Source organism: Larkinella fluvii (assembly GCF_051857545.1).
GTDB lineage: Bacteria > Bacteroidota > Bacteroidia > Cytophagales > Spirosomataceae > Larkinella.
In genome coordinates this window covers 1-20,062 of record NZ_JBPZHB010000017.1, presented here as the reverse complement: position 1 = coordinate 20,062, position 20,062 = coordinate 1, and the positions used below count along the sequence as shown (strand labels likewise).

The 20,062-nt window shown below is 52.6% G+C and carries 12 protein-coding genes and 1 tRNA gene; 10 read left to right on the top strand and 3 right to left on the bottom strand.

Going from position 1 to position 20,062, the window contains the following annotated elements; genetic code table 11:
* Positions 1 to 22: 22 nt before the first annotated feature.
* The gene (locus tag ACS5NO_RS30915; protein WP_138995060.1) at positions 23 to 703 is read right to left on the bottom strand and encodes a response regulator transcription factor; all 681 of its coding nucleotides are present in this window, start codon (positions 701 to 703) and stop codon (positions 23 to 25) included.
* Between the two features lie 107 nt (positions 704 to 810).
* On the bottom strand, positions 811 to 2,727 hold the full coding sequence (locus tag ACS5NO_RS30910; RefSeq protein WP_439418694.1) for a sensor histidine kinase: 1,917 nt from the start codon (positions 2,725 to 2,727) through the stop codon (positions 811 to 813).
* A gap of 189 nt (positions 2,728 to 2,916) precedes the next feature.
* On the opposite strand from ACS5NO_RS30910, the gene ACS5NO_RS30905 reads away from it, so the two are divergent.
* The 9 genes from ACS5NO_RS30905 to ACS5NO_RS30865 all read left to right on the top strand — a co-directional run bounded on the left by ACS5NO_RS30905 (position 2,917) and on the right by ACS5NO_RS30865 (position 15,355).
* Positions 2,917 to 3,789 (top strand): T9SS type A sorting domain-containing protein, encoded by an 873-nt coding sequence (locus ACS5NO_RS30905; protein WP_439418693.1) that lies wholly within the window; start codon positions 2,917 to 2,919, stop codon positions 3,787 to 3,789.
* 141 nt (positions 3,790 to 3,930) lie between these two features.
* On the top strand, positions 3,931 to 4,257 hold the full coding sequence (locus tag ACS5NO_RS30900; RefSeq protein WP_439418692.1) for a hypothetical protein: 327 nt from the start codon (positions 3,931 to 3,933) through the stop codon (positions 4,255 to 4,257).
* Between the two features lie 379 nt (positions 4,258 to 4,636).
* Positions 4,637 to 7,717, top strand: a complete 3,081-nt coding sequence (locus ACS5NO_RS30895; protein ID WP_439418691.1) for a serine hydrolase domain-containing protein — start codon at positions 4,637 to 4,639, stop codon at positions 7,715 to 7,717.
* Between the two features lie 72 nt (positions 7,718 to 7,789).
* Complete coding sequence (locus ACS5NO_RS30890) at positions 7,790 to 12,184, top strand: Ig-like domain-containing protein (protein ID WP_439418690.1); 4,395 nt, start codon at positions 7,790 to 7,792, stop codon at positions 12,182 to 12,184.
* Between the two features lie 47 nt (positions 12,185 to 12,231).
* Positions 12,232 to 12,669: a nucleoside deaminase gene (locus ACS5NO_RS30885; protein WP_150878510.1), complete on the top strand. Its 438-nt coding sequence runs from the start codon at positions 12,232 to 12,234 to the stop codon at positions 12,667 to 12,669.
* 67 nt (positions 12,670 to 12,736) lie between these two features.
* Positions 12,737 to 13,345: a superoxide dismutase gene (locus tag ACS5NO_RS30880; protein ID WP_138995067.1), complete on the top strand. Its 609-nt coding sequence runs from the start codon at positions 12,737 to 12,739 to the stop codon at positions 13,343 to 13,345.
* A 104-nt stretch (positions 13,346 to 13,449) separates the two neighbouring features.
* Positions 13,450 to 13,525: transfer RNA gene (locus ACS5NO_RS30875), tRNA-His, on the top strand.
* An 81-nt stretch (positions 13,526 to 13,606) separates the two neighbouring features.
* Positions 13,607 to 14,254: a carotenoid biosynthesis protein gene (locus ACS5NO_RS30870; RefSeq protein ID WP_439418689.1), complete on the top strand. Its 648-nt coding sequence runs from the start codon at positions 13,607 to 13,609 to the stop codon at positions 14,252 to 14,254.
* A 222-nt stretch (positions 14,255 to 14,476) separates the two neighbouring features.
* The gene (locus tag ACS5NO_RS30865; RefSeq protein WP_439418688.1) at positions 14,477 to 15,355 is read left to right on the top strand and encodes a MerR family transcriptional regulator; all 879 of its coding nucleotides are present in this window, start codon (positions 14,477 to 14,479) and stop codon (positions 15,353 to 15,355) included.
* A 37-nt stretch (positions 15,356 to 15,392) separates the two neighbouring features.
* Here ACS5NO_RS30865 and ACS5NO_RS30860 read toward each other — a convergent pair whose 3' ends face one another.
* Entirely contained in the window at positions 15,393 to 18,413 is a 3,021-nt protein-coding gene (locus ACS5NO_RS30860; protein WP_439418687.1) for a TonB-dependent receptor, read from the bottom strand.
* Positions 18,414 to 18,840: 427 nt separating this feature from the next.
* Here ACS5NO_RS30860 and ACS5NO_RS30855 point away from each other — a divergent pair, with 427 nt between their 5' ends.
* Positions 18,841 to 19,914, top strand: coding sequence for a mannose-1-phosphate guanylyltransferase (locus tag ACS5NO_RS30855; RefSeq protein ID WP_138995071.1), 1,074 nt, complete (start codon positions 18,841 to 18,843; stop codon positions 19,912 to 19,914).
* The last annotated feature ends 148 nt before the right edge of the window (positions 19,915 to 20,062 follow it).

The following is a 20,062-nucleotide window of genomic DNA, read 5'->3' as shown; positions in this document are numbered from 1 at the left end:
TGCAAAGATAACACACCGAAACTTACGCCATGAGTTTAAATCCTTCGCCGTGCAGGTTGACGATCTGCACCGACTCATCCTCCTTCAGGTATTTTCGGAGCTTGGTGATGTAAACGTCCATGCTGCGGGCGTTGAAATACGAATCGTCACCCCAGATGAGTTTGAGGGCAAAACTCCGGCTGAGCGGCTGGTTTTTATTCTGGGCGAACAATTTGAGCAGGGCGGATTCTTTGCTGGTCAGTTTGACGTCGGTTCCGTTGCGGGTCAGGAGCTGGTGGGCAAAATCGAACGAAAAAGAGCCAATCTGGTAGGTGGCCGGCTGCTGCATCTCGTCGGTTTTGTGATACCGCCGGAGAATGGCCTGAATCCGCAGCAGCAACTCTTCCATGCTGAACGGTTTTGTCATGTAGTCGTCGGCCCCGATCCGGAATCCCTGGATGGTATCTTCCTTCATCGACTTGGCGGTCAGGAAAATAATGGGCACATCCCGGCCCGACATCCGGACTTCTTTCGCCAGTGAAAAACCGTCTTTTTTCGGGAGCATCACATCAAAGAGACACAGATCGTAGGCGTTGTCTACAAACCGCTGCCAGCCCTGATTGCCATCGATAGCCAGATCGGTATCGTATCCTTTCGAGCTCAGGTATTCCTGCAGCAACATTCCCAGATTCGGGTCATCTTCAACCAGTAAGAGCTTAGGCATTGTATATTTCCCCCTGATAACCTCTGATTTCCCCTGATCAACTCTGTGTAATAGCTTTAAATTGTTACACAGAGTTGATCAGAGGAAATCAGAGGTTATCAGAGAATTTAGGTGTGTTGGTATGGCAAAACTAACTCAAAAGAACTTCCTTTTCCCAACTGGCTGTCGACCCGAATGGAACCGTGGTGTTCTTCAACCATTTTCTTGACGTAACTCAGCCCCAGCCCGAAACCTTTGACATCGTGCAGGTTCCCCGTCGGAACGCGGTAAAACTTCTCGAAAATCCGGCTGACCTGGTCTTTCGTCATGCCAATGCCGTGATCGGCGACGGTAATGCTCACGCCATTTTCCACATTCCGCGTCCGAATGGTAATATCCGGTTTTTCGGGCGAATATTTAATGGCATTGTCGAGCAGGTTATACAGAATATTGCTCAGGTGGAGTTCATCGGCTTCCACAATCTCCTCAGCGGCTTCAAAATCCAGGTGAACTTCCCCTTCTTTTTGCTCGATCTGTAACCCGATCGTGTTCAGAACATTGCCGATGGTATCGTGAATATTGACCGACGAAAGTTTCAATTTTACCGCTCCTTTTCCGGCCGTAGCCCGGTCGAGCAGGGCCATTTGCAGTACTTTCTCCACATGTGTCCCCAACCGCCGGGTTTCGTCGCGGATGATGCCCATGTAGCGGGTCAGGCGCGTGGCCGGTTCTTCCGACGTCTCGATCCCGTGGCTGAGTTGTTCCTGCGCCATTTCCACCGCCAGCGAGATGGTCGAAATCGGCGTTTTGAACTCGTGAGTCATGTTATTGATAAAATCATTTTTGATGTCGGCGAGTTTTTTCTGACGCATGATGGTGTTGATGGCAATGTAAAAACAAGCCATAATAACCAGCACCAGCACCGCCGAACCCGCCAGAATTGCGCTCATTTTTCGCAGAATAAACTGCTGCTGATCAGGAAAGTACACATAGACATAATTCCCCTTTTCCAGAAAATTGTTGGGGAACAACACGGCTTTGTAGATCTTCTTTTTCCCTTGCATCTGGTTGTCCGAATGCGACGCAAACAGCAGTTGCGGTTTGGCCAGTCCCATGCCCACGTTCGTACGCACGCCATATTCAAACGGAATGGTGATACCCCGCTCGGCAATGGACTCTTTCAACAGCGAATCCAGCAAGGTTCGGTTGATGCGGCTCTCGATGGGACGATTGGCAAACAGCAAATCCCGCACCACACCCTTAACCATCTCCGATTGTTGTTCCACTTTCTGCAAGCCCACTGTAGAACCGGAAGCCGCCACGGTCGGAGCCGGTGGCACCGGAACCTTCCGTTTGGGACGTAATTTGCGGACAATCTGTTCTTTTTTTAGCGGTTTTTGCACCACCAGCACACTGTCGGGCTGGGCATACATCAACCGCAACTGGCGTTCAAATACCTGATCGACCAGCGTATTGAAATGCCGTTGCTGTTGCAGTTGCAAATCCCAGAGTTCGTCGGGGCCCAAGGCATCCTGCTGCCGAACCAGGTCCTCAAAATGCCGTTGCTGAACTTCCGATAACTTCTGAACATCCGATTGAAAGGCGTCCGATGGCGAAACCTGCGTTTGCTGCCAGACTTTAACCGGAACCGTGCCATTTGTGCTTTCCGGTTCAGAAACCACCGGTTTGGTTTCGGTTGGCTGGTTGACCGCATACGATTCCGGGCGGTTTCTTTTGGAAAACCGGCTGGCAGCTTTGGCCAGTTGGTCGCGGTTGTTCAAGGATTGTGCCGCAACTGTAGGCCGGGAGATGGCGATGAGCTGCCGTTGCTGCTGCTGCTGGTTCATGCGCTGGCGGGCCAGATACAGAATTTCCTTCCGTTCCAATGTCCGCACCACTTCCTGCAACCCGTCGGTCACTTTATAATCAAATTGTTCTTTCTGCAACGACAGCGCATTGTCGATCCAGTAGAGTTGCAGCGAAATCAGGCCCAGCAAACCTACCGTCATCAACACGGCAATCCAGCGGATGCGTTGTTTTGTCATTTTTTATTCCTCCTGTGCAACATTTTCGGTTACCCTCGCATCTATTGATTGGTTAACCCAGCTAAAATTACGAAACCCACGGGCCACCGGCGAAACCGGCCCTGTTGTTTTAACAAACTTTAACAGCGAAACAATTCGATTTGACCTAGGTTTGCCGTGTTTTCTGACTGTAAAAACGAATAACGTACTATGTATATTCCATCTGTTATCCGCTACCGCTCCATCCTGGCTGCTTTGCTGATCTGTGGCTGTTCGGCCACGGTGTTGGCCCAATCCGACCCGAAAACGGATGCTGATAAAAACAGCGTCAACGTAAAAATTATCGAGCGTACCAATGCCGGAGAAGTCCGCGAACTGGAACGCACCTACCGCCTGGACGGTATGAAAGACGATGAGCGGGATGCGCTGGTCAACCGGCTGGTCGATTCGATCCGAACCAAACGGGGAAACAACAAAGGACAGATCACAATTGTGATTGACGACAGCAGCAATAGCAACACTAACAGCGATTCACAGCATCGTCAAAACCGCAATTCCGACCGGATTACGAACCGGGCGCAACGCGAACGTGATCTTACGGCCCGTCGGCCCAATCGCGTCACCAGCCCGAATTCGTCCCACGGACCGAGTGAATTCCGGTATTATAAAGATGGAAAACTGCAAAACCGGTACCGCTTCGATTCCGACTCGCTGGTCGACCGGCTGAAGCGGTTTGAATTCCGGTGGCCGGAAAATTTCGCGGAACGCATGGAAGACTCGTTCCGCAGTTGGAGCTGGTCGCTCGACGACGATGTGAAAGCTCCCACCATCCGCAATTTGCAGGTGTTTCCCAACAATCCGGAAACCAACCAGTTGAACGTTCGTTTTACGGCCCCGTCAAAGGGTGACATCCGAATCCGGGTGACAACGGCCGATGGCAAAGAAGTGGCGAAGAAAGACGTGAAAGACTTCTCGGGAAGCTACTCCGGCCAGATCGATGTTGACAAAAAAGCCAAGGGCGTTTTCTTTGTCAATGTCACCCAAAACGATGACGGAGCGGTGAAGCGGATTGTCATTCCCTAATTTCGTCGTACGGATCAGTTGATTTGTCGGACGCTGACGAAATTTCGTCCTTTCTTTCAGGTGGTTGATCGGTTGTTTTGAGCAGTTCACCTATTTTTACTGGAAAGATGGGAAAAGACCAGCTACCTTCGCGTTACCTTTTTGGAGAACACACGTCTCAAAGTAAATTGGTTGCAGGAGGTTTGGCAAGTCAATACCGTTCATCAAGAAATAGTACCGTTTACGAATTATTTTAGAAAAACAAGGTACTATGTATTGCAAGGTACAATAGAAAACCCATATCTTTGTAAAGAACTTAACAAGGGGCAAGCCCGTGAAGAGTATGAAAACTTTGGTAATTTTTTTCCTGTTGATTGGTGCCAGCCTGAATGCTTCAGCCATGGGTCATCCGCACAACCTGTTCTCTGCTCACCGCAAGGCGAAGCAGTACAAGCCGGTTGTCTGCAAAACGACAACGGTTACCGATAAGCGTACCTTCACAAATTGCGTCAAGGTAGCTGCCCCTTCGGTTCTACAAACGTGGGTTACGATACGCAAGAAATTTCTTTAGGCCAGCATAGTTTACCTTCCTCAAGGGTAGCGGTGCCACGACTTCGGGTCGTGGCACCGCTTTTTTTGTGGCACAGGAATTGCCGGATACACAGCAGTCGTTAACAGCCAAAATCGCTCCTGTCGCCCGGGAATCGCACCATTTCCGGCAAAAATATTTTCATAAAAACCGTCGTTTTATGAATAAATAGGCGAGGGGTTACGCGTTTTTATTAGGCATCTTTTCGTTAATTACTTAACTTTATCGTTTGAATGGAATAAACTGTACAACCTGACGTAACTGTATTTCTTAACCAAAATGCGTACTAAAGTTGTCTCTCGGGTAGTGTTGGCTTTGTTGTTGGCCGGTTTTTTGACAGCTTTTGGATGGGACCGTTCCGGATCGACCCGGCCTGTGTGGCACGGATCAGGCTGGCGGTATGCCTTCTCATCCACGGATCTGCTGGCTTCTTTTTCAAAGAAAGCCCCGGTACGCGCAGCGAAAGCCGAGGTATGGCGTCATAAAATTCATGCGCATCCGGTGGAGGTGTGGGGTTCCGCCCCGCAGCAGTCGCGGTGGGTCGACAGTGTGTTCCGGAACATGACCCAGGAGCAGAAAATCGGGCAGTTCTTCATGGTGGCGACGTTCTCGAACCGGGACGAAGCCCATTATCAATACATCGAAACGCTGGTCCGTCATTATAACATTGGCGGGCTGATTTTCTTTCAGGGCGGTCCCCACCGCCAGGCGGTTTTGACCAACCGCTATCAGTCAGCCGCCAACATTCCGCTTCTCATCGGTATCGACGGCGAATGGGGCCTCGGCATGCGGCTCGACAGCACCATGGATTTCCCGAAGCAAATGACGCTGGGGGCGATCTATGACACGTCGGTGATCTACCGCATGGGCGCCGAAATTGGCCGCCAGTGCAAGCGGCTGGGCATTCACATCAACTTTGCTCCCGTTTCCGACATCAACAGCAACCCCTCCAATCCGGTTATTGGCAACCGCTCGTTCGGCGAATCGAGGGAAAACGTCGCTTTGAAAGCATCGGCGTATATGAAAGGGTTGCAACATACCCGCGTGATTGCCACCGCCAAGCATTTCCCCGGCCACGGCGACGCCAGCAGCGACTCCCACCTGACACTTCCGACCATTAACCGCTCCGTTACGCAATTAAATGACATCGATCTGTATCCGTTCCGCAAACTGATCGCGGATAGTCTGATGGGCGTTGTGACGGGCCACCTGCACGTTCCGGTAGTCGATAACACCCCCCGGCTGGCGGCTACCTTATCCGAAAAAATTGTTACCGACCTCTTAAAGAAAGAGTTAGGATTCCGGGGTCTGGTCTTCACGGACGCGCTCAACATGGGCGGTATTGGTAAACTACCTGCCGAAGAAATCAATCTGCGGGCGTTGATGGCGGGAAATGACGTGTTACTCTACCCCGAAAATGTTCCCGACGCCGTTCACCGCATTGCCGAAGCCGTTGAAAAAGGGCGGATTTCGCAGGAATTGATTGACGAAAAAGTTAAGAAAATTCTACGCGCCAAATACTGGACGGGTTTGAACAAATACCAGCCCATCCAGCTCGAAAACCTCAGCCGCGACCTGAATTCGTCGGAAGCCCAGTTGCTCAAACAGGAGCTGTGCGAACAGGCCGTTACGCTGGTTAAAAATACGAACAACGTCCTGCCGGTTCATTCGCTCGATACGCTGCGGATGGCGTCGATTTCAATCGGTACCGATTATGGCAACGCGTTCCAGAAAATGTTGGGACGGTATGCCCCCTTCAAGCAGGTTACCTACGGCGAAAAACCGTCGGGCGATCACAACGTCGAGGAAATGCTGACCCAGGTGGGCGATGCCAATCTGGTGGTAGTCAGTTTCCACCGGATGAGTCCGTCGGCCAAGTGGAACTACGGCGTCACCAACGCATCCCTGAATCTGATCAGCCGGTTGAAGCAGAAAGGCGTTCGGGTGGTGGTATGTGCCTTTGGGCCGGCCTATGCCCTTCGTCCGTTCATCGGTACAGAAGCCGATGCGGTTTTGTGTGCGTACGAAGACGGTGAAGAAATGCAGCGCGTGGTTCCCCAGATTATTTTTGGGGCGGTTCCGGCCAAAGGCGTGATGCCGGTCACCATCGGCGAATGGCGCATCGGCAACGGGTTGCTGACCGCACCCAGTCAACGGCTGGCCTACAGCCTGCCCGAAAGCGTCGGAATGCGCTCCGGGCAGTTGCGGCACATTGAAACCGTCGTTCAGAAAGCCATCCGCGACCGGGCCTTCCCCGGCTGTCAGGTGCTGGTGGCACGCAAAGGCAAAGTGGTTTTTGACAAAAGCTTCGGTACGCTGGCCTACAACAATGCCGAGCGCGTAACCGACGAAACATTATATGATCTGGCTTCGCTCACGAAAGTGCTGGCGACTCTCCAGGCGGTGATGCTGCTGAATGAACGCGGAGCCATCGACCTAAACCAGAAAGTGGCGTATTATCTGCCCGAATTTCAGAACAACAGCAAACGCAACATGACCGTCAGCGACGTGTTGCTGCACCAGACCGGTTTGCCGGCGGGTTTGTCGCGGGCCATCGAACGGTCGAAGGCGCCGGGCATGTCGAGTTTCCGCTCTACCCGCGACACGCTTTATTCACTACAGGTAGGTCCGAACCTGTTTGCGCCCCCGGCCCTGCGCGATTCGATCTGGCAATGGATTGTCCGGACACCATTGACCAACCGCGTCGATGAAAGCGGGCGTTACAATTACGTTTACAGCGATTTAAGTTTTGTGATCCTGCAAAAACTCGTCGAGCGGGTGGCCCAACAACCGCTGGATGGTTTTCTGGATTTAAACCTGTACAAACCCCTGGGCATTTCAACGCTCTGTTTCAATCCGCTCCAGTGCCACCCGAATTGCCGGATTGCGCCCACCGAGCAGGATACGTATTTCCGCAACTCCCTGCTGCAAGGCACGGTTCACGACCAGCTCGCGGCTTTGCAGGGCGGTTTGTCGGGCCATGCCGGGCTTTTTGGCGATGCCAACGATATTGCCAAAATCCTGCAAATGAACCTGCAAAGGGGTAATTACGGCGGAAAGCGGTTTTTAATGCCCGGCACCGTACCGCTTTTTGTCAAAACGCAAAGCGACCGCAGCCACCGCGTGCTGGGGTGGGATAAACCCGAAGTCGACGGCAACAGTGTATATCATGCCACGCAGGTGTCACCCCGCTCGTTTGGCCATACGGGCTTTACCGGAAATGTGGTCTGGGTAGATCCGGACTATGACCTTGTCTTCATTTTTCTATCCAATCGCGTCAATCCCAGCGCAGGCAATACCCTGATCAATACCCAAAAAATTCGCCGACAAATTCACGAGATTATTTATCAGTCGATGTAATTTGTATTTTTGGGCAAATATTCTGAATAATACGAAGTTAAAAGGCTTCTCCTCTTCTTAATCTGGTTCCGTATGAATAAATCATTACGTTTGTATTGGCTTTTGCTGGTTGTGGTTTTAGGGATTTTTGGGAGGGCATCAGCCCAGACGATTACAACAGGAGCCGTGTCGGTGTCTGCGGTCTGCGCCGGAGGAACCATTTCTGTTCCGTTTACGACCTCAACCGCTTCGGGAACATTTGCGGCCGGGAATCAATTTAAACTCCAGCTTGCTCCGGCAACAGGAAACACCTATACCGACATCGGAACCGGCGCTACCAGCCCGCTGACCGGCACTATTCCAAACGGACTTAACGGGACCGGTTACCGCGTTCGGGTGGTATCGACCAACCCGGCGGTCAATGGAAGCGTCAGTGCCACCCCCTTAACCATTACGGCTATACCAGCGGCACCGGGAACTGCCGACCTGGCCTATTGCGTGGGCGCAACACCGGCCTCCCTGACTGCTACGGCCAGCGCAGGCGCAACCCTGAGATGGTGGGGAACCAGTGCCTCCGGAGGAAGTTCTGCACCAACGGCACCCACGCCTTCTGCGGCTGCCGCTGGAACTACCACCTATTATGTGAGCCAAACGATCAACGGTTGTGAGGGACCGAGGGGAGATATTACCGTTACGGTTAGTGGTGTTCCAGCCGCTCCGACCACCGGAGCCGCACCGGTTTATTGTCAGAGTTCCCCCGCGTCTCCACTAAGTGCGACGGCAACCGGCGGTGCCACGCTGAATTGGTACGGCACCAGTCAAACCGGCGGAACCGCTTCTTCCATTGCTCCGACACCGTCGACGGATGCCGTTGGCACCGTTACATATTACGTCAGCCAGTCCATCGGAACCTGCGAAGGCCCCCGAACCGGCATTGTGGTCACCGTTACGGCCAAACCGGCACCTCCGACCGTCGTCACGCCGGTTTCAGTTTGCCTGGGTACGCCGGTTCCTGCTCTATCCGCCACCCCAAGTGGCAGTAACACGCTGAGTTGGTATGGAACCAATGCAACCGGAGGAGTTGGTTCAACTACGGTTCCAACGCCTTTAACCACAGCCGCCGGTACCACCAATTATTATGTTAGCCAGAAAACCGCTGGTGGTTGCGAAAGCGACCGTGCGGTAATTGCCGTCACGATTAAAGCCGCACCAGCCGCTCCCGGTGTCAGTGCCCTCAGCTTTTGCCAGAACGTTTCCTCATCGGCGTTAACGGCAACCCCATCCAGCGGGGGAACGCTCAATTGGTATGGCACCAGCCAAACCGGCGGAACCGCATCCGACACCGCACCAACCCCACCCACAAGTGCCACAGGCACTACAACGTATTACGTTAGCCAAACCGTCAGCGGCTGTGAAGGCCCCCGAGCCGCCCTGGTTGTGACGGTAAAAAGCATCCCAGCCGCCCCCGGAACCACTACGCCACCCGCTTATTGCCAGGATATTACGGCTGCTGGTTTGGTTGCGACACCCAGTTCCGGTGGCACCTTAAACTGGTACGGAACCAATCAAACCGGCGGTACGGCTTCGGGCGTTGCCAGCGTACCGACGACCACTACGGCCGGTACCACCAATTATTACGTCAGTCAAACCGTCAACGGCTGCGAAGGGCCGCGAGCCGCCATTGCCGTAACCGTTACCCCCAAACCCGCTGCGCCAGCCGTTGCGACTTCCTTTAGCTATTGCCAGGGAATCGTGGCCACACAGCTATCGGCGGTGGTCAGCAGCGGAGGAACCATAAACTGGTATGGCACGAACGCGACCGGAGGAACTGCCAATGCGGTGGCACCGATTCCGGCCACAACGACGCCCGGAACAACGATGTATTACGTCAGTCAAACCGTGGGTGGCTGCGAAAGTAACCGGGCCAGCATTGCCATAACGGTTTATGCCACCCCTACCGCTCCCGGTGTAGCGCCCCTATCGGTTTGTCAAAATCAGCCGGCAACGGCCCTGACGGCAACCGTAACCGGGGTGGGTGCCTTAAAATGGTATGGTACTGCGGCTACCGGCGGAACCGCATCAGACACCGGACCAACACCACCCACGAGTGCAACCGGAACAACCACGTACTACGTCAGCCAGACCATTAATGGGTGCGAAGGGCCGCGGGCGGCATTGGCCGTAACGGTAAAACCACAACCGGCAGCTCCTACGGCGGGTGCGAGTCTCAGCTATTGCCAGGGGTCACCGTCGGTTCCGCTGTCGGCTTCTTTCAGCACGGGCAGCATCGCAAACTGGTACGGAACCAGTGCCACGGGCGGTACGGCTTCGTTGAATGCACCTACGCCATCGACGAATACGGAAGGATCTTTTACCTACTACTTTAGCCAGACCCTGGCCGGATGCGAAAGCGAGCGGGCTAACGTAGTCGTTACCGTCAAAGCAAAACCGGCGGTTCCAACCACGCAGGACATCCGGTATTGCCAAAGCGAACCTTCGGTTCCGTTAACAGCCGTGCCTGAAGCCGGTGGCTCGCTAAAATGGTATGGAACGGCGTCGGGGCCATCTTCATTGACAGCCGCTCCGACTCCCAACACACAATCTCCGGCGGATTTCACCTTTTATGTGAGTCAAAACGGGGCAAACGGTTGTGAAAGCGACCGGGGTCCGATCAAAGTCAAGATTTTCCCGACTCCCGCCGTTCCCGGCGTCCCCACGCTTCCTGAAGTTTGCCAGAACACGGCATCCGTCACGTTAGCGGCTAACGGCCAGAATTTAAAGTGGTATACGGCTCAAACCGGCGGTTCCGCCACGGGCGCAGCTCCGGTCCAAACAACCAATACCCCCGGAACGTTTACATTTTACGTCACACAGACGGTCGATCTCTGCGAAAGCCCCCGGACCCCGGCTAAAGTCGTCGTTAAACCGCAGCCGGCCCTGCCGGGTGTAGAAAATAAAACCGTTTGCCAGGATGCGCCGGAACAAACCCTGGCAGCCACCGGCGAAGCCCTCAAGTGGTTTGATGCCAACGGAAACGGATTGGGAGAAGCCCCGCGACCCACCACCAACGTTGAAGAACAACGCGTCTTTACGTATAGCGTCACACAAACCAGCAACGGTTGTGAAAGTCAGAAAGCACCGGTAACCTACACTGTCAACGTTACCCCCAAGCCAACGGTCGTTACGCCGGTTATTTACTGCCAGAATGCCACCGCCAAACCGCTCGAGGCTACGGGAACGAATCTGAAGTGGACCAATCCCTATAGCACTACATCATCCGCAACGCCGACGCCACCGACCACCAATATTTCGACCAAACCCGAAGGAGACTCCTATTTTGTGACACAAACCGGTGCCAATGGCTGCGAAAGCCGGAAGTCCGAAATCAAACTGATTGTCAACGCACCGCCCACGGCGAAAATTGAAGGCACGACGACGGTCAACCTGGGCAATACGGTTCCGGTGACGATCTCATTCACCAGCGTTCCGCCGTTTAGCTATACGCTGTCGGACGGCACCAGCGGAAAATCCGAGACCAATCAACAGGTAATCAATCTATTGCCAACGAGCAAAACCACCATCTACCGGGTGACCAACATCACCAATTCCTGCGGGGCCGGAACGCCCGTCGGAACGTTTACGGTCAATGCCGTTGTCCCGACCGTTACGACCAGCCCGTTGTCGGTCACCACCATTTGTGTCGGTACGCAAATTCAGGTTCCTTTCACCGCTGTCGGGCAATTTACCAATGGGAATACATTCCGGGTCGAGATGGCCCCCGTTTCGGACACAGCTTTTATCAATAAAACGGAGATTCTGACCGGTGCCCTGCAAAGCCCGATTACGGCCCCCATTCCGACCACACTGGCGCAGGGGCTGTACCGGATACGGGTTACGGCCACCAACCCGCAGGTGCCGGTGCCGGGCAGCAGCAGTCCAACCATTCTGAATATCCGCGCGCTGCCGACGGTTACGCTGACGGGTTCGAAAGACATTTATGACAACGAAGGCACTCCGCTTTCCTTTGCCCTGACGGGCGACGGTCCCTGGACGTTTGCGTATTCAGACAGCCTGAAAACGACCCAAATCACAACCAGCACCAACCCGCATCTGATTACGGTAACGCCGGTTAAATCGACGACCTACAAAGCGGTTTCGGTATCGAACGGTTGTGGCAATGGTACGGCAACGGGAACGGCCATTGTGCGGGTACTGCCCGTGCTGGGTCTGGAGCCGGACCCGCTCATCACCGCCGTCAAGGTGTTCCCGGTTCCGACCGAAACCATCCTGACCATCGACATCGACCTTCCCCTGCAAAAAGACCCTGCGAAACTTCAGTTGTCCGATGAAACCGGCCGCATTTCCAAACAACTGACGACCCGGCAACGCCAAACCAAACTGGATTTGAGCCAGCAGGCGGCCGGCACCTATTTCCTGCAAATCCAGATTGGCAACCGGACCACGGTTCGGAAAATCATGAAACAGTAACTTTTGATCAGGCTACCTCCGTAGCCTGACCAGAAACGTTCCGGCGGATGTTCAACGACGAGTACTTCATGGGAATGGCCCTGCAACAGGCGGAATATGCGTTTGAAGAAGGCGAAATTCCGGTCGGGGCCGTCGTCGTATGCCGAAACCGGGTTATTGCCAAAGGGTATAACCAGACCGAGCGGCTAACCGACGTAACGGCCCACGCCGAACTGCTCGCCCTGACGTCGGCCGAACAATTTCTGGGTTCTAAATACCTGACCGATTGCATCTTGTATGTAACCCTGGAACCGTGTCCAATGTGTGCGGGTGCGTTGTTCTGGGCGCAAATCGGGCGCATCGTTATTGGCGCTCCCGATCCTAAAAGGGGGTATTCCAATGTAAAACCGTCGCTGCTTCATCCCAAAACCCGGCTCACAACGGGCATTTTGGCCGACGAAAGTATGCACTTGCTGAGTAACTTTTTTCGAGGCTTACGAACATAAATGAAAAAGTCGCTGTTATCGCGTTTGACAACTTTCATGTATGTCTAACCTTATAACAAATCATAATATGGCTTTTGAATTAGCTCCCCTGCCTTATCCGAGCAATGCGCTGGAACCCAACATCGACCAACAGACGATGGAAATTCACCACGGCAAGCACCACAATGCGTATGTGACCAACCTCAACAATGCGGTGAAAGGCACCGAATTGGAAGGCAAGTCGATCGAAGAGCTGGTCGCCGACATCAGCAAATATCCGGTGGCAGTTCGGAATAATGGTGGAGGCCATTGGAATCATACGTTTTTCTGGGGCATTCTGTCGCCCGACGGCGGTGGTGAGCCCACCGGCAAACTGGCCGAAGCCATTACGCAGAAATTCGGTTCATTCGATGCGTTCAAAGAAGAATTTACCAAAGCCGCAACCACGCGTTTCGGTTCAGGCTGGGCGTGGCTGATCGTTACGGCCGACGGTGAACTGGCCGTGACCTCAACCCCGAATCAGGATAACCCGCTGATGGACATCGCCGAAGTAAAAGGCACGCCCATCCTCGGTCTGGACGTTTGGGAACACGCCTATTACCTGAAATACCAGAACAAACGCCCCGACTACATTGCCGCCTGGTGGAACCTTGTCGACTGGAAAGGCGCCGACGACCGGTATACGAAAGCGGTTTAAGAAACCCAACGATGAATGATGGATGATGAATGGAACTAGCGAATAAATTTTCATCGTCCATCATTCATCATTCATCATTTTTTATTACTTTTGCGTCATAATACGGAGGATGTAGCTCAGTTGGTTAGAGCGCCAGATTGTGGTTCTGGAGGTCGCGGGTTCGAGACCCGTCTTTCTCCCTCCTGATGGCCCTGTTTTTGACAGGGCCTTTTTTACGTCTTTTCGCTTCGTTTTTTGATCCTTTCACCCAACCACTCCGTCATGCCCGATCGATTTTACCGCCCCGTGCTGACGCTCCTCATCCTGGCCTATACCGCAGGCGTCATCGGGTTGCAAACGCCCTCGCTGGCTCCGCTCTTCCGCAGCCTCGTGCCGTATAACCTGTTGGGCTCTCTCCTGCTGTTGCTGGCGTTTCATACCGACTGGAAACCGTCTTTCCGGTTTTACTGCATTCTGGCCATTTTGTGGGGTTTTCTGATTGAAGTCCTGGGCGTGCATACCGGTTTTGTGTTTGGTAATTACGTCTACGGCGAAACCCTCGGCTGGAAACTCTGGGACGTTCCCGTTGTGATTGGCATTAACTGGCTGATGCTGACCTATTGCTGTGGGGTCATTTGCGATGCCTTGCCGCTCCGGGTGTATCTAAAAACAATGGTGGCGGCCTCACTGATGGTATTGCTCGATCTCCTGATTGAGCCGGTTGCCATCCGTCTCGATTTCTGGAACTGGTTCGAAGCCGATGTCCCGATCCGAAATTACCTGGGCTGGTGGATCGTGTCACTGATCATACTCGGCATCTGGTACGGTTTGCCTTTTCGCAAGCAAAACCGCCTGGCGTTACCCTTGCTAATTCTCCAGTTTCTGTTTTTTGCCGCTATGAATCTGGTATTCTTCCTGACTAAACCATAAACATTTTTAGTCCCAGACGGTTATATATGATTGATTGGCGTTTATTCAATATCCGATTATTACAATTTTTAACCACCTGACATTGTAATATATTAACAATCTTTGGTATCTTGTCCCTGGTTTTATAGGGTCTAATTTGATTGAATTGCACATAATGACGCTTATACGTCGCTTGTTTTTCAAATCAAATGGCTTAGGTCAACTATAATTTGTACAATTCCCATGAGTAATTACTCGATCAAGGATCTGGAGCAGCTATCCGGAATCAAAGCCCACACGCTTCGGATCTGGGAACAACGCTATAATATCATTTCGCCTAAGCGGACTGACACCAACATTCGCACTTACGATGACCTGGATTTGAAACTGGTCCTCAATATTTCGCTCCTGAAAGACCACGGTTTTAAAATCTCCGAGATTTCTAAAATGTCGCTGAGCGAAATGACCAGCGAGGTGATGACGATTTCGGATCGGAAGCTCAATTACCCGGATCAGATTCATGCCCTGACCATTTCGATGATCGATCTGGATGAAGATCGGTTTGAGAAAATAATCAGTACCAACATTCTACAGTTTGGCTTCGAAAACACGATGATCCACATCATCTATCCTTTCCTCAGCCGGATCGGTACGCTCTGGGTAACGGGTTCTATCGGCCCGGCGCAGGAGCATTTCATGTCGAATCTGATTCGCCAGAAAATCATCGTTGCCATCGACGGTCAGGTGAACAAACAACACCCCTTGTCTAAAAAATACCTGCTTTTTTTACCGGAAGGCGAGTTGCACGAAATCGGGTTGCTGTTTGCCAATTATGTGATCCGGGCGCGGAACAACAAAGTGATTTACCTGGGCCAGAGTCTGCCGTTCAGGGAGTTGGAATTTGCCTACAAATTGCATAAACCGGACTGTATCTTCGCGTCCATTACGTCGTCGCCCAGCAACCACGAGGTGCAGCCGTATGTCGATAAATTAGCCAACGCTTTCCCGGACGCTCATCTGCTGTTTACGGGGTATCAGGTGGTTGGTCAGGATATTCGCACCCCGTCCAACACCACGATCGTCAACAACGCGGAAGATTTGATTCGGATCGCCAGCACCTGAAAAGCCGACAGCCCTAACAGGGCCGTCGGCCGGACTTTTACCGGTTCATCAGCTCATCGAACGTCAGCGAAACGTAATACATCCCGCCTACGCCTGGATTACCCCACGCCTGGGTATACAATTTGCCCAGCACATTCGTACCGCCCACTTTCAAAACCGACTTGATCCCCGGAATGCGTTTGCTCACCTGTGCGTCGAGGGAACCGAAGGCCGGAATAACGGTTTGCCGGAGCAGTGTCGCTTCAGGATTGGCAAAACTCGATTCCCACAAAAACGAATCCTGGTGCCGGAAAACAACGTTAAACCCAATACCGCTGTTGCGAATGTTGCGGTTACTCACCGATAGATTGTACCGGTATTTGGGCGAATTAAAGAAGGTTACAAAACCGGTCGGCAGTTTGTCACGATCCGCCAGCGCATTGTAGGCCACATTGCCTCCAACAACGAAATTACCGGGCAGCAAATAATCGGCACTGACGGCCCAGCCGTGGTTTTTCACCTGCACCGGCGCATTGACATAAAAACCGTAGGTGGTTCGCGTGGTGCTGCTCAGAAGCTGAAGCAGCGAAGCCGGGTTGTCGACTGTGGCCGGTTGGGTACCCTGAACGGTAGCCTGAATCCCTTCAAAATTCAGGAAGCGGTTGTAATAATAATAGGCATCAATGAATAACTTATTCTTGACAAGCGCCTTATAACCAATCTCGTAGGTTTCCACCCGCTCCGGATCCCACTGGGCGTCCTGGTAGCGTTGCAGCAGTTGAGACGCCTGTGGCAACGCAGTTCCTTTTTGCAGCGCATCGCCAAAGGCCCGAACCGACTCCAGCGTATAGGCCGGATTGGTTCCAAAATTGTACTTGTCTCTGAACTGCTTCAACCCGCCAATCAAGTGGCTCGTGGGCGTGTTCAGGTCGATGTACTGAGACTGCGTTGTCGGAATCCGGAAACCACGCTGAAACGACGCCCGGATGTTGTGGGACTTCGCCAGCGTCAAAACCGCCGACAACCGGGGACTAAACTGCCCCTTAAAATTGCTGTTTTTATCGTACCGAACCGAACCCGTCAGCTTCAGGATTTCGGCCACGGTTTTGGAAGCCTGCGCGTAGCCGCCAAACTCATTGATTCGATACTCGTTATTGTTTTCGTCGAGCGCAAAAATGGTTCCGCTGGAATTCAGGGCGTACTGGCGGTAATTTCCACCCACCAGAATTTCGACCGTTTTCGGATCGATCAGCCTGGTGAAGTTGTACATAAACTCCCCGTGGTAGAGGTTCGTTTTGTCCATAAATTTCGCCCCGAGGTTGGGCAATGAACCGGGCAGCGGCCGCCCCGTCACCGTCGTCAAAGCCTGGTTGAATGGTTCCGTTCCCGGCAAAAACCGCCCCTGATCGGCGGTGGTGCGGGCGGTAGTGTGCAAGGTGCCGGAAACCGCATTCACGGCGTTGAGCGCGGTTTGATAGGCTGTGGCCGGATTGGTGGCCAGCGCCTGCTGGAGCGCCGTGCTGAAGGTTTGCAAAGCGCCACCGGCGTAGGCAAACGCATACTGCGGGAACCACGACCCCACTAAATTGCTCTGGTCCAGGCTGGGCTTCCAGGCTTCGTTGATGCCCTGCCCCAAAATCCCGATGGCAAACGAATCGCCGGAACGTTCCTGGGTGGTGTAGCCCCGGATGAAAAAGTTGGACCCGCGTAATTCGGCTTTATACTGACCAATGCTGAAACCTTTAATATAATAGCGGTCCTGACCGGTATAGGCAGTTGTCCCGCTTCCCCAGTTGCCTTGCAAAATAGCCTCCAGATTGTCGTTGATGCGGTAATGGAGCGCGCCGTTTAGCTTCAGACTACTGACTTTGTAATTGATCAGATCGCCTTCGTGGTAGCCCGTTCGGGAAACCGTTACGTTGGGCAACAGCACATCGTTGACGATCTGCGTAGCCGGAATGTTGGTGGCCGCCGAAAGTTGGTTGACGCCCCCGATGATGCGGGCCAGGTCCGGCGAAATCAGGGCGATCTGAGCGACGGGAAGCGGCAAAAGCTGCGCCACTGTGCTTTGAAAAGCGTTCAGATTGGCACTGGCATCACCATAAATGTTGATGCCATCGTACCCCGGATTGCTCTGGCGGTTGCCATTCCCCAACGAAAATCCGTTCGCAAAACTCTGGTCGCGGGTGTCGGTTGCCTGCCAGTCGGTTGCGCTGATGTAGGAAGCACTGAGCTTGAAAGCCAGCCGGTTGTTGAATGCTTTGGCGTAGCGAATGCCCGCATCGTAGAAAGGCGTGGTGGCCGTACTGCGGTTGCTGGCCGACATAATACCGGTTTTGGCATACGCGCTCAAGCCCTGGTACTGAAACGGATTTTTGCTCGTCATCAGCAGCAACCCGTTGATCGCGTTCGGACCATAGAGTGCCGAAGCCGCGCCGGGCAACAGTTCGACGCTTTCGACGTCCAGTTCTGACATACCAGCAATGTTGCCAACCGAAAAGTTCAGCCCCGGCGCCTGGTTGTCCATGCCGTCGACCAACTGCACCACCCGCGTGTTGCCGTTGGCACTAAACCCCCGCACGTTCACTGAACGGAACATCAAACTCTGGGTGCTCATGTCGACGCCTTTCAGGTTAAGCAGGGCATCGTAGAAGGTGGCGGCTGGTGCCGACTGAATGGCCCGGATGTCCATTTTCTCGACCGAAACCGGCGATTGCATCACACTTTCTTCCACCCGTGACGCCGACACAATCACTTCCTGCCCCAGCATCACCTGCTCGCTGAGTTCGATTTTCAAGTCCGACTGGTTGCCAACGGCGATCTCCCGGGTTTGAAAACCCACCGATGAAACCACCACGGTCAACGGCCCCGAAGCTGAGGTCGTTAAGGCAAATTGCCCTTTGGCATCGGTAATTGTACCGGCCACCGTTCCCTTTATGGTTATACTCACCCCGATCAGGGGAATTTTGGTGTTGCTTTCAGTTACCGTTCCTGAAACTTTTGTTTGTGCAAAACAACTTATGGTAACCAAGAAATTGAATACAACGGCAAAGGCAAGCTGAGTACTGCTTTTTTTCATAATCACGGCCAGTTAAACAACGGTTCATACGTTCCGGAAAGGGGAACGGGAGAAAATTACAATAAATGCCAAAAATTAGCACAAACCCGTGATTAAATTGTTAAATTATTATTCAAGCAATTGAATATCAATAGATTAACAAATTAAGTTTTTATGTAGACAAGCCGTATTGCCCCTGAATACCAGGCTGATCCATATACGTTCTTCACTGGTTTTTATCCATTGCCCACCCTGCAGTGTTCATTTAACGAAATCAAGACCTCCCTCCGACCGCATTAATTTTGCGATTGCGTATATTTGTCCGATAATTCGATTTGGTGTTTCAATAAGAAAGTCCCCTCTTAACTAACTTTTTAACGCATTCCTTGTAGTTTAGGAACCCCTTCTTCAATTTAGAGGGTTAATCCCATACACAGAATTCTTCACTATGAACCATACCTATGTCGTTATCATGGCTGGCGGAGTCGGAACCCGCTTCTGGCCGTTTAGTCGTACCAACAACCCCAAGCAATTTCACGACGTTCTTGGAACCGGAAAGTCGCTCCTCCAGCAAACCGCCGACCGCTTCGAGGGAATCTGCCCGAAAGAGCATATTTATATTGTGACCAGTGCCGAGTACCAGCAACTAGTGAAAGAACAACTCCCGTATCTCAGCGACGATCAGATTCTGTGTGAACCCGTCCGCCGGAATACCGCTCCCTGCATTGCCTACGCAGCCTACAAAATTGCCCAGCAGGATCCCGAAGCCAACATGGTCGTTGCGCCGGCCGACCATATTATTTTGAAAGAAGAGGAGTTCAGAGACACGATCCGGATTGCGCTGGCAGCCACAGCCACCCAGGATATTCTGGTTACGCTCGGCATCCAGCCCAGCCGCCCCGATACCGGTTATGGCTACATCCAGTATATCCCGGACTCGGACAATCAAGGCAGTAAAAAGGTGAAGACGTTCACCGAAAAACCGCACCTGGAACTGGCCAAACAGTTTGTGGAAAGTGGAGAATTTGTCTGGAATGCCGGTATTTTTGTCTGGAACGTACAGGCCGTTCGCAAAGCCTTCGAGAGCTACATGCCCGAAACGGCGGAGATTTTTGCCGAGGGCGACGAGTGGTATTTCACCGAAAAGGAGCATTCGTTTATCAACAAAGCCTATTCGCTATGCAAAAACATCTCCATCGACAACGGGATTATGGAAAAAGCCGGCAACGTTTATGTCGTGCTGAGTGATTTTGGCTGGTCGGATTTGGGAACGTGGAAGTCGCTGTATGAAGTATCCGAAAAAGACGAGAATGAAAACGTCACGGACGGTACCCACATGCTCTACAATACCAACAACAGCATCATCAAAACACCGAAGGGCAAGCTGGTCGTGATCAGCGGCCTGGAAGGCTACATCGTCGCTGAATTCGACGGTGTTCTGATGATCTGCCCCAAAGATGAAGAACAAAAAGTGAAAGAGTTCGTGGCCGATGCCAAGAATCATGGAATACACTTTGTGTAGTTGAAATGAATAAATATCGAATACTGAATCAGTACTGTACGAAGGATTGTTTTAACTCCTTCGGGCTTGGTGTGCTAAGTATTTTCTGAGTAGCTCAACACCGTTGGGTAAGTCGAGCACTTCCAGAATGACGTTGGCTTGTAGTTCT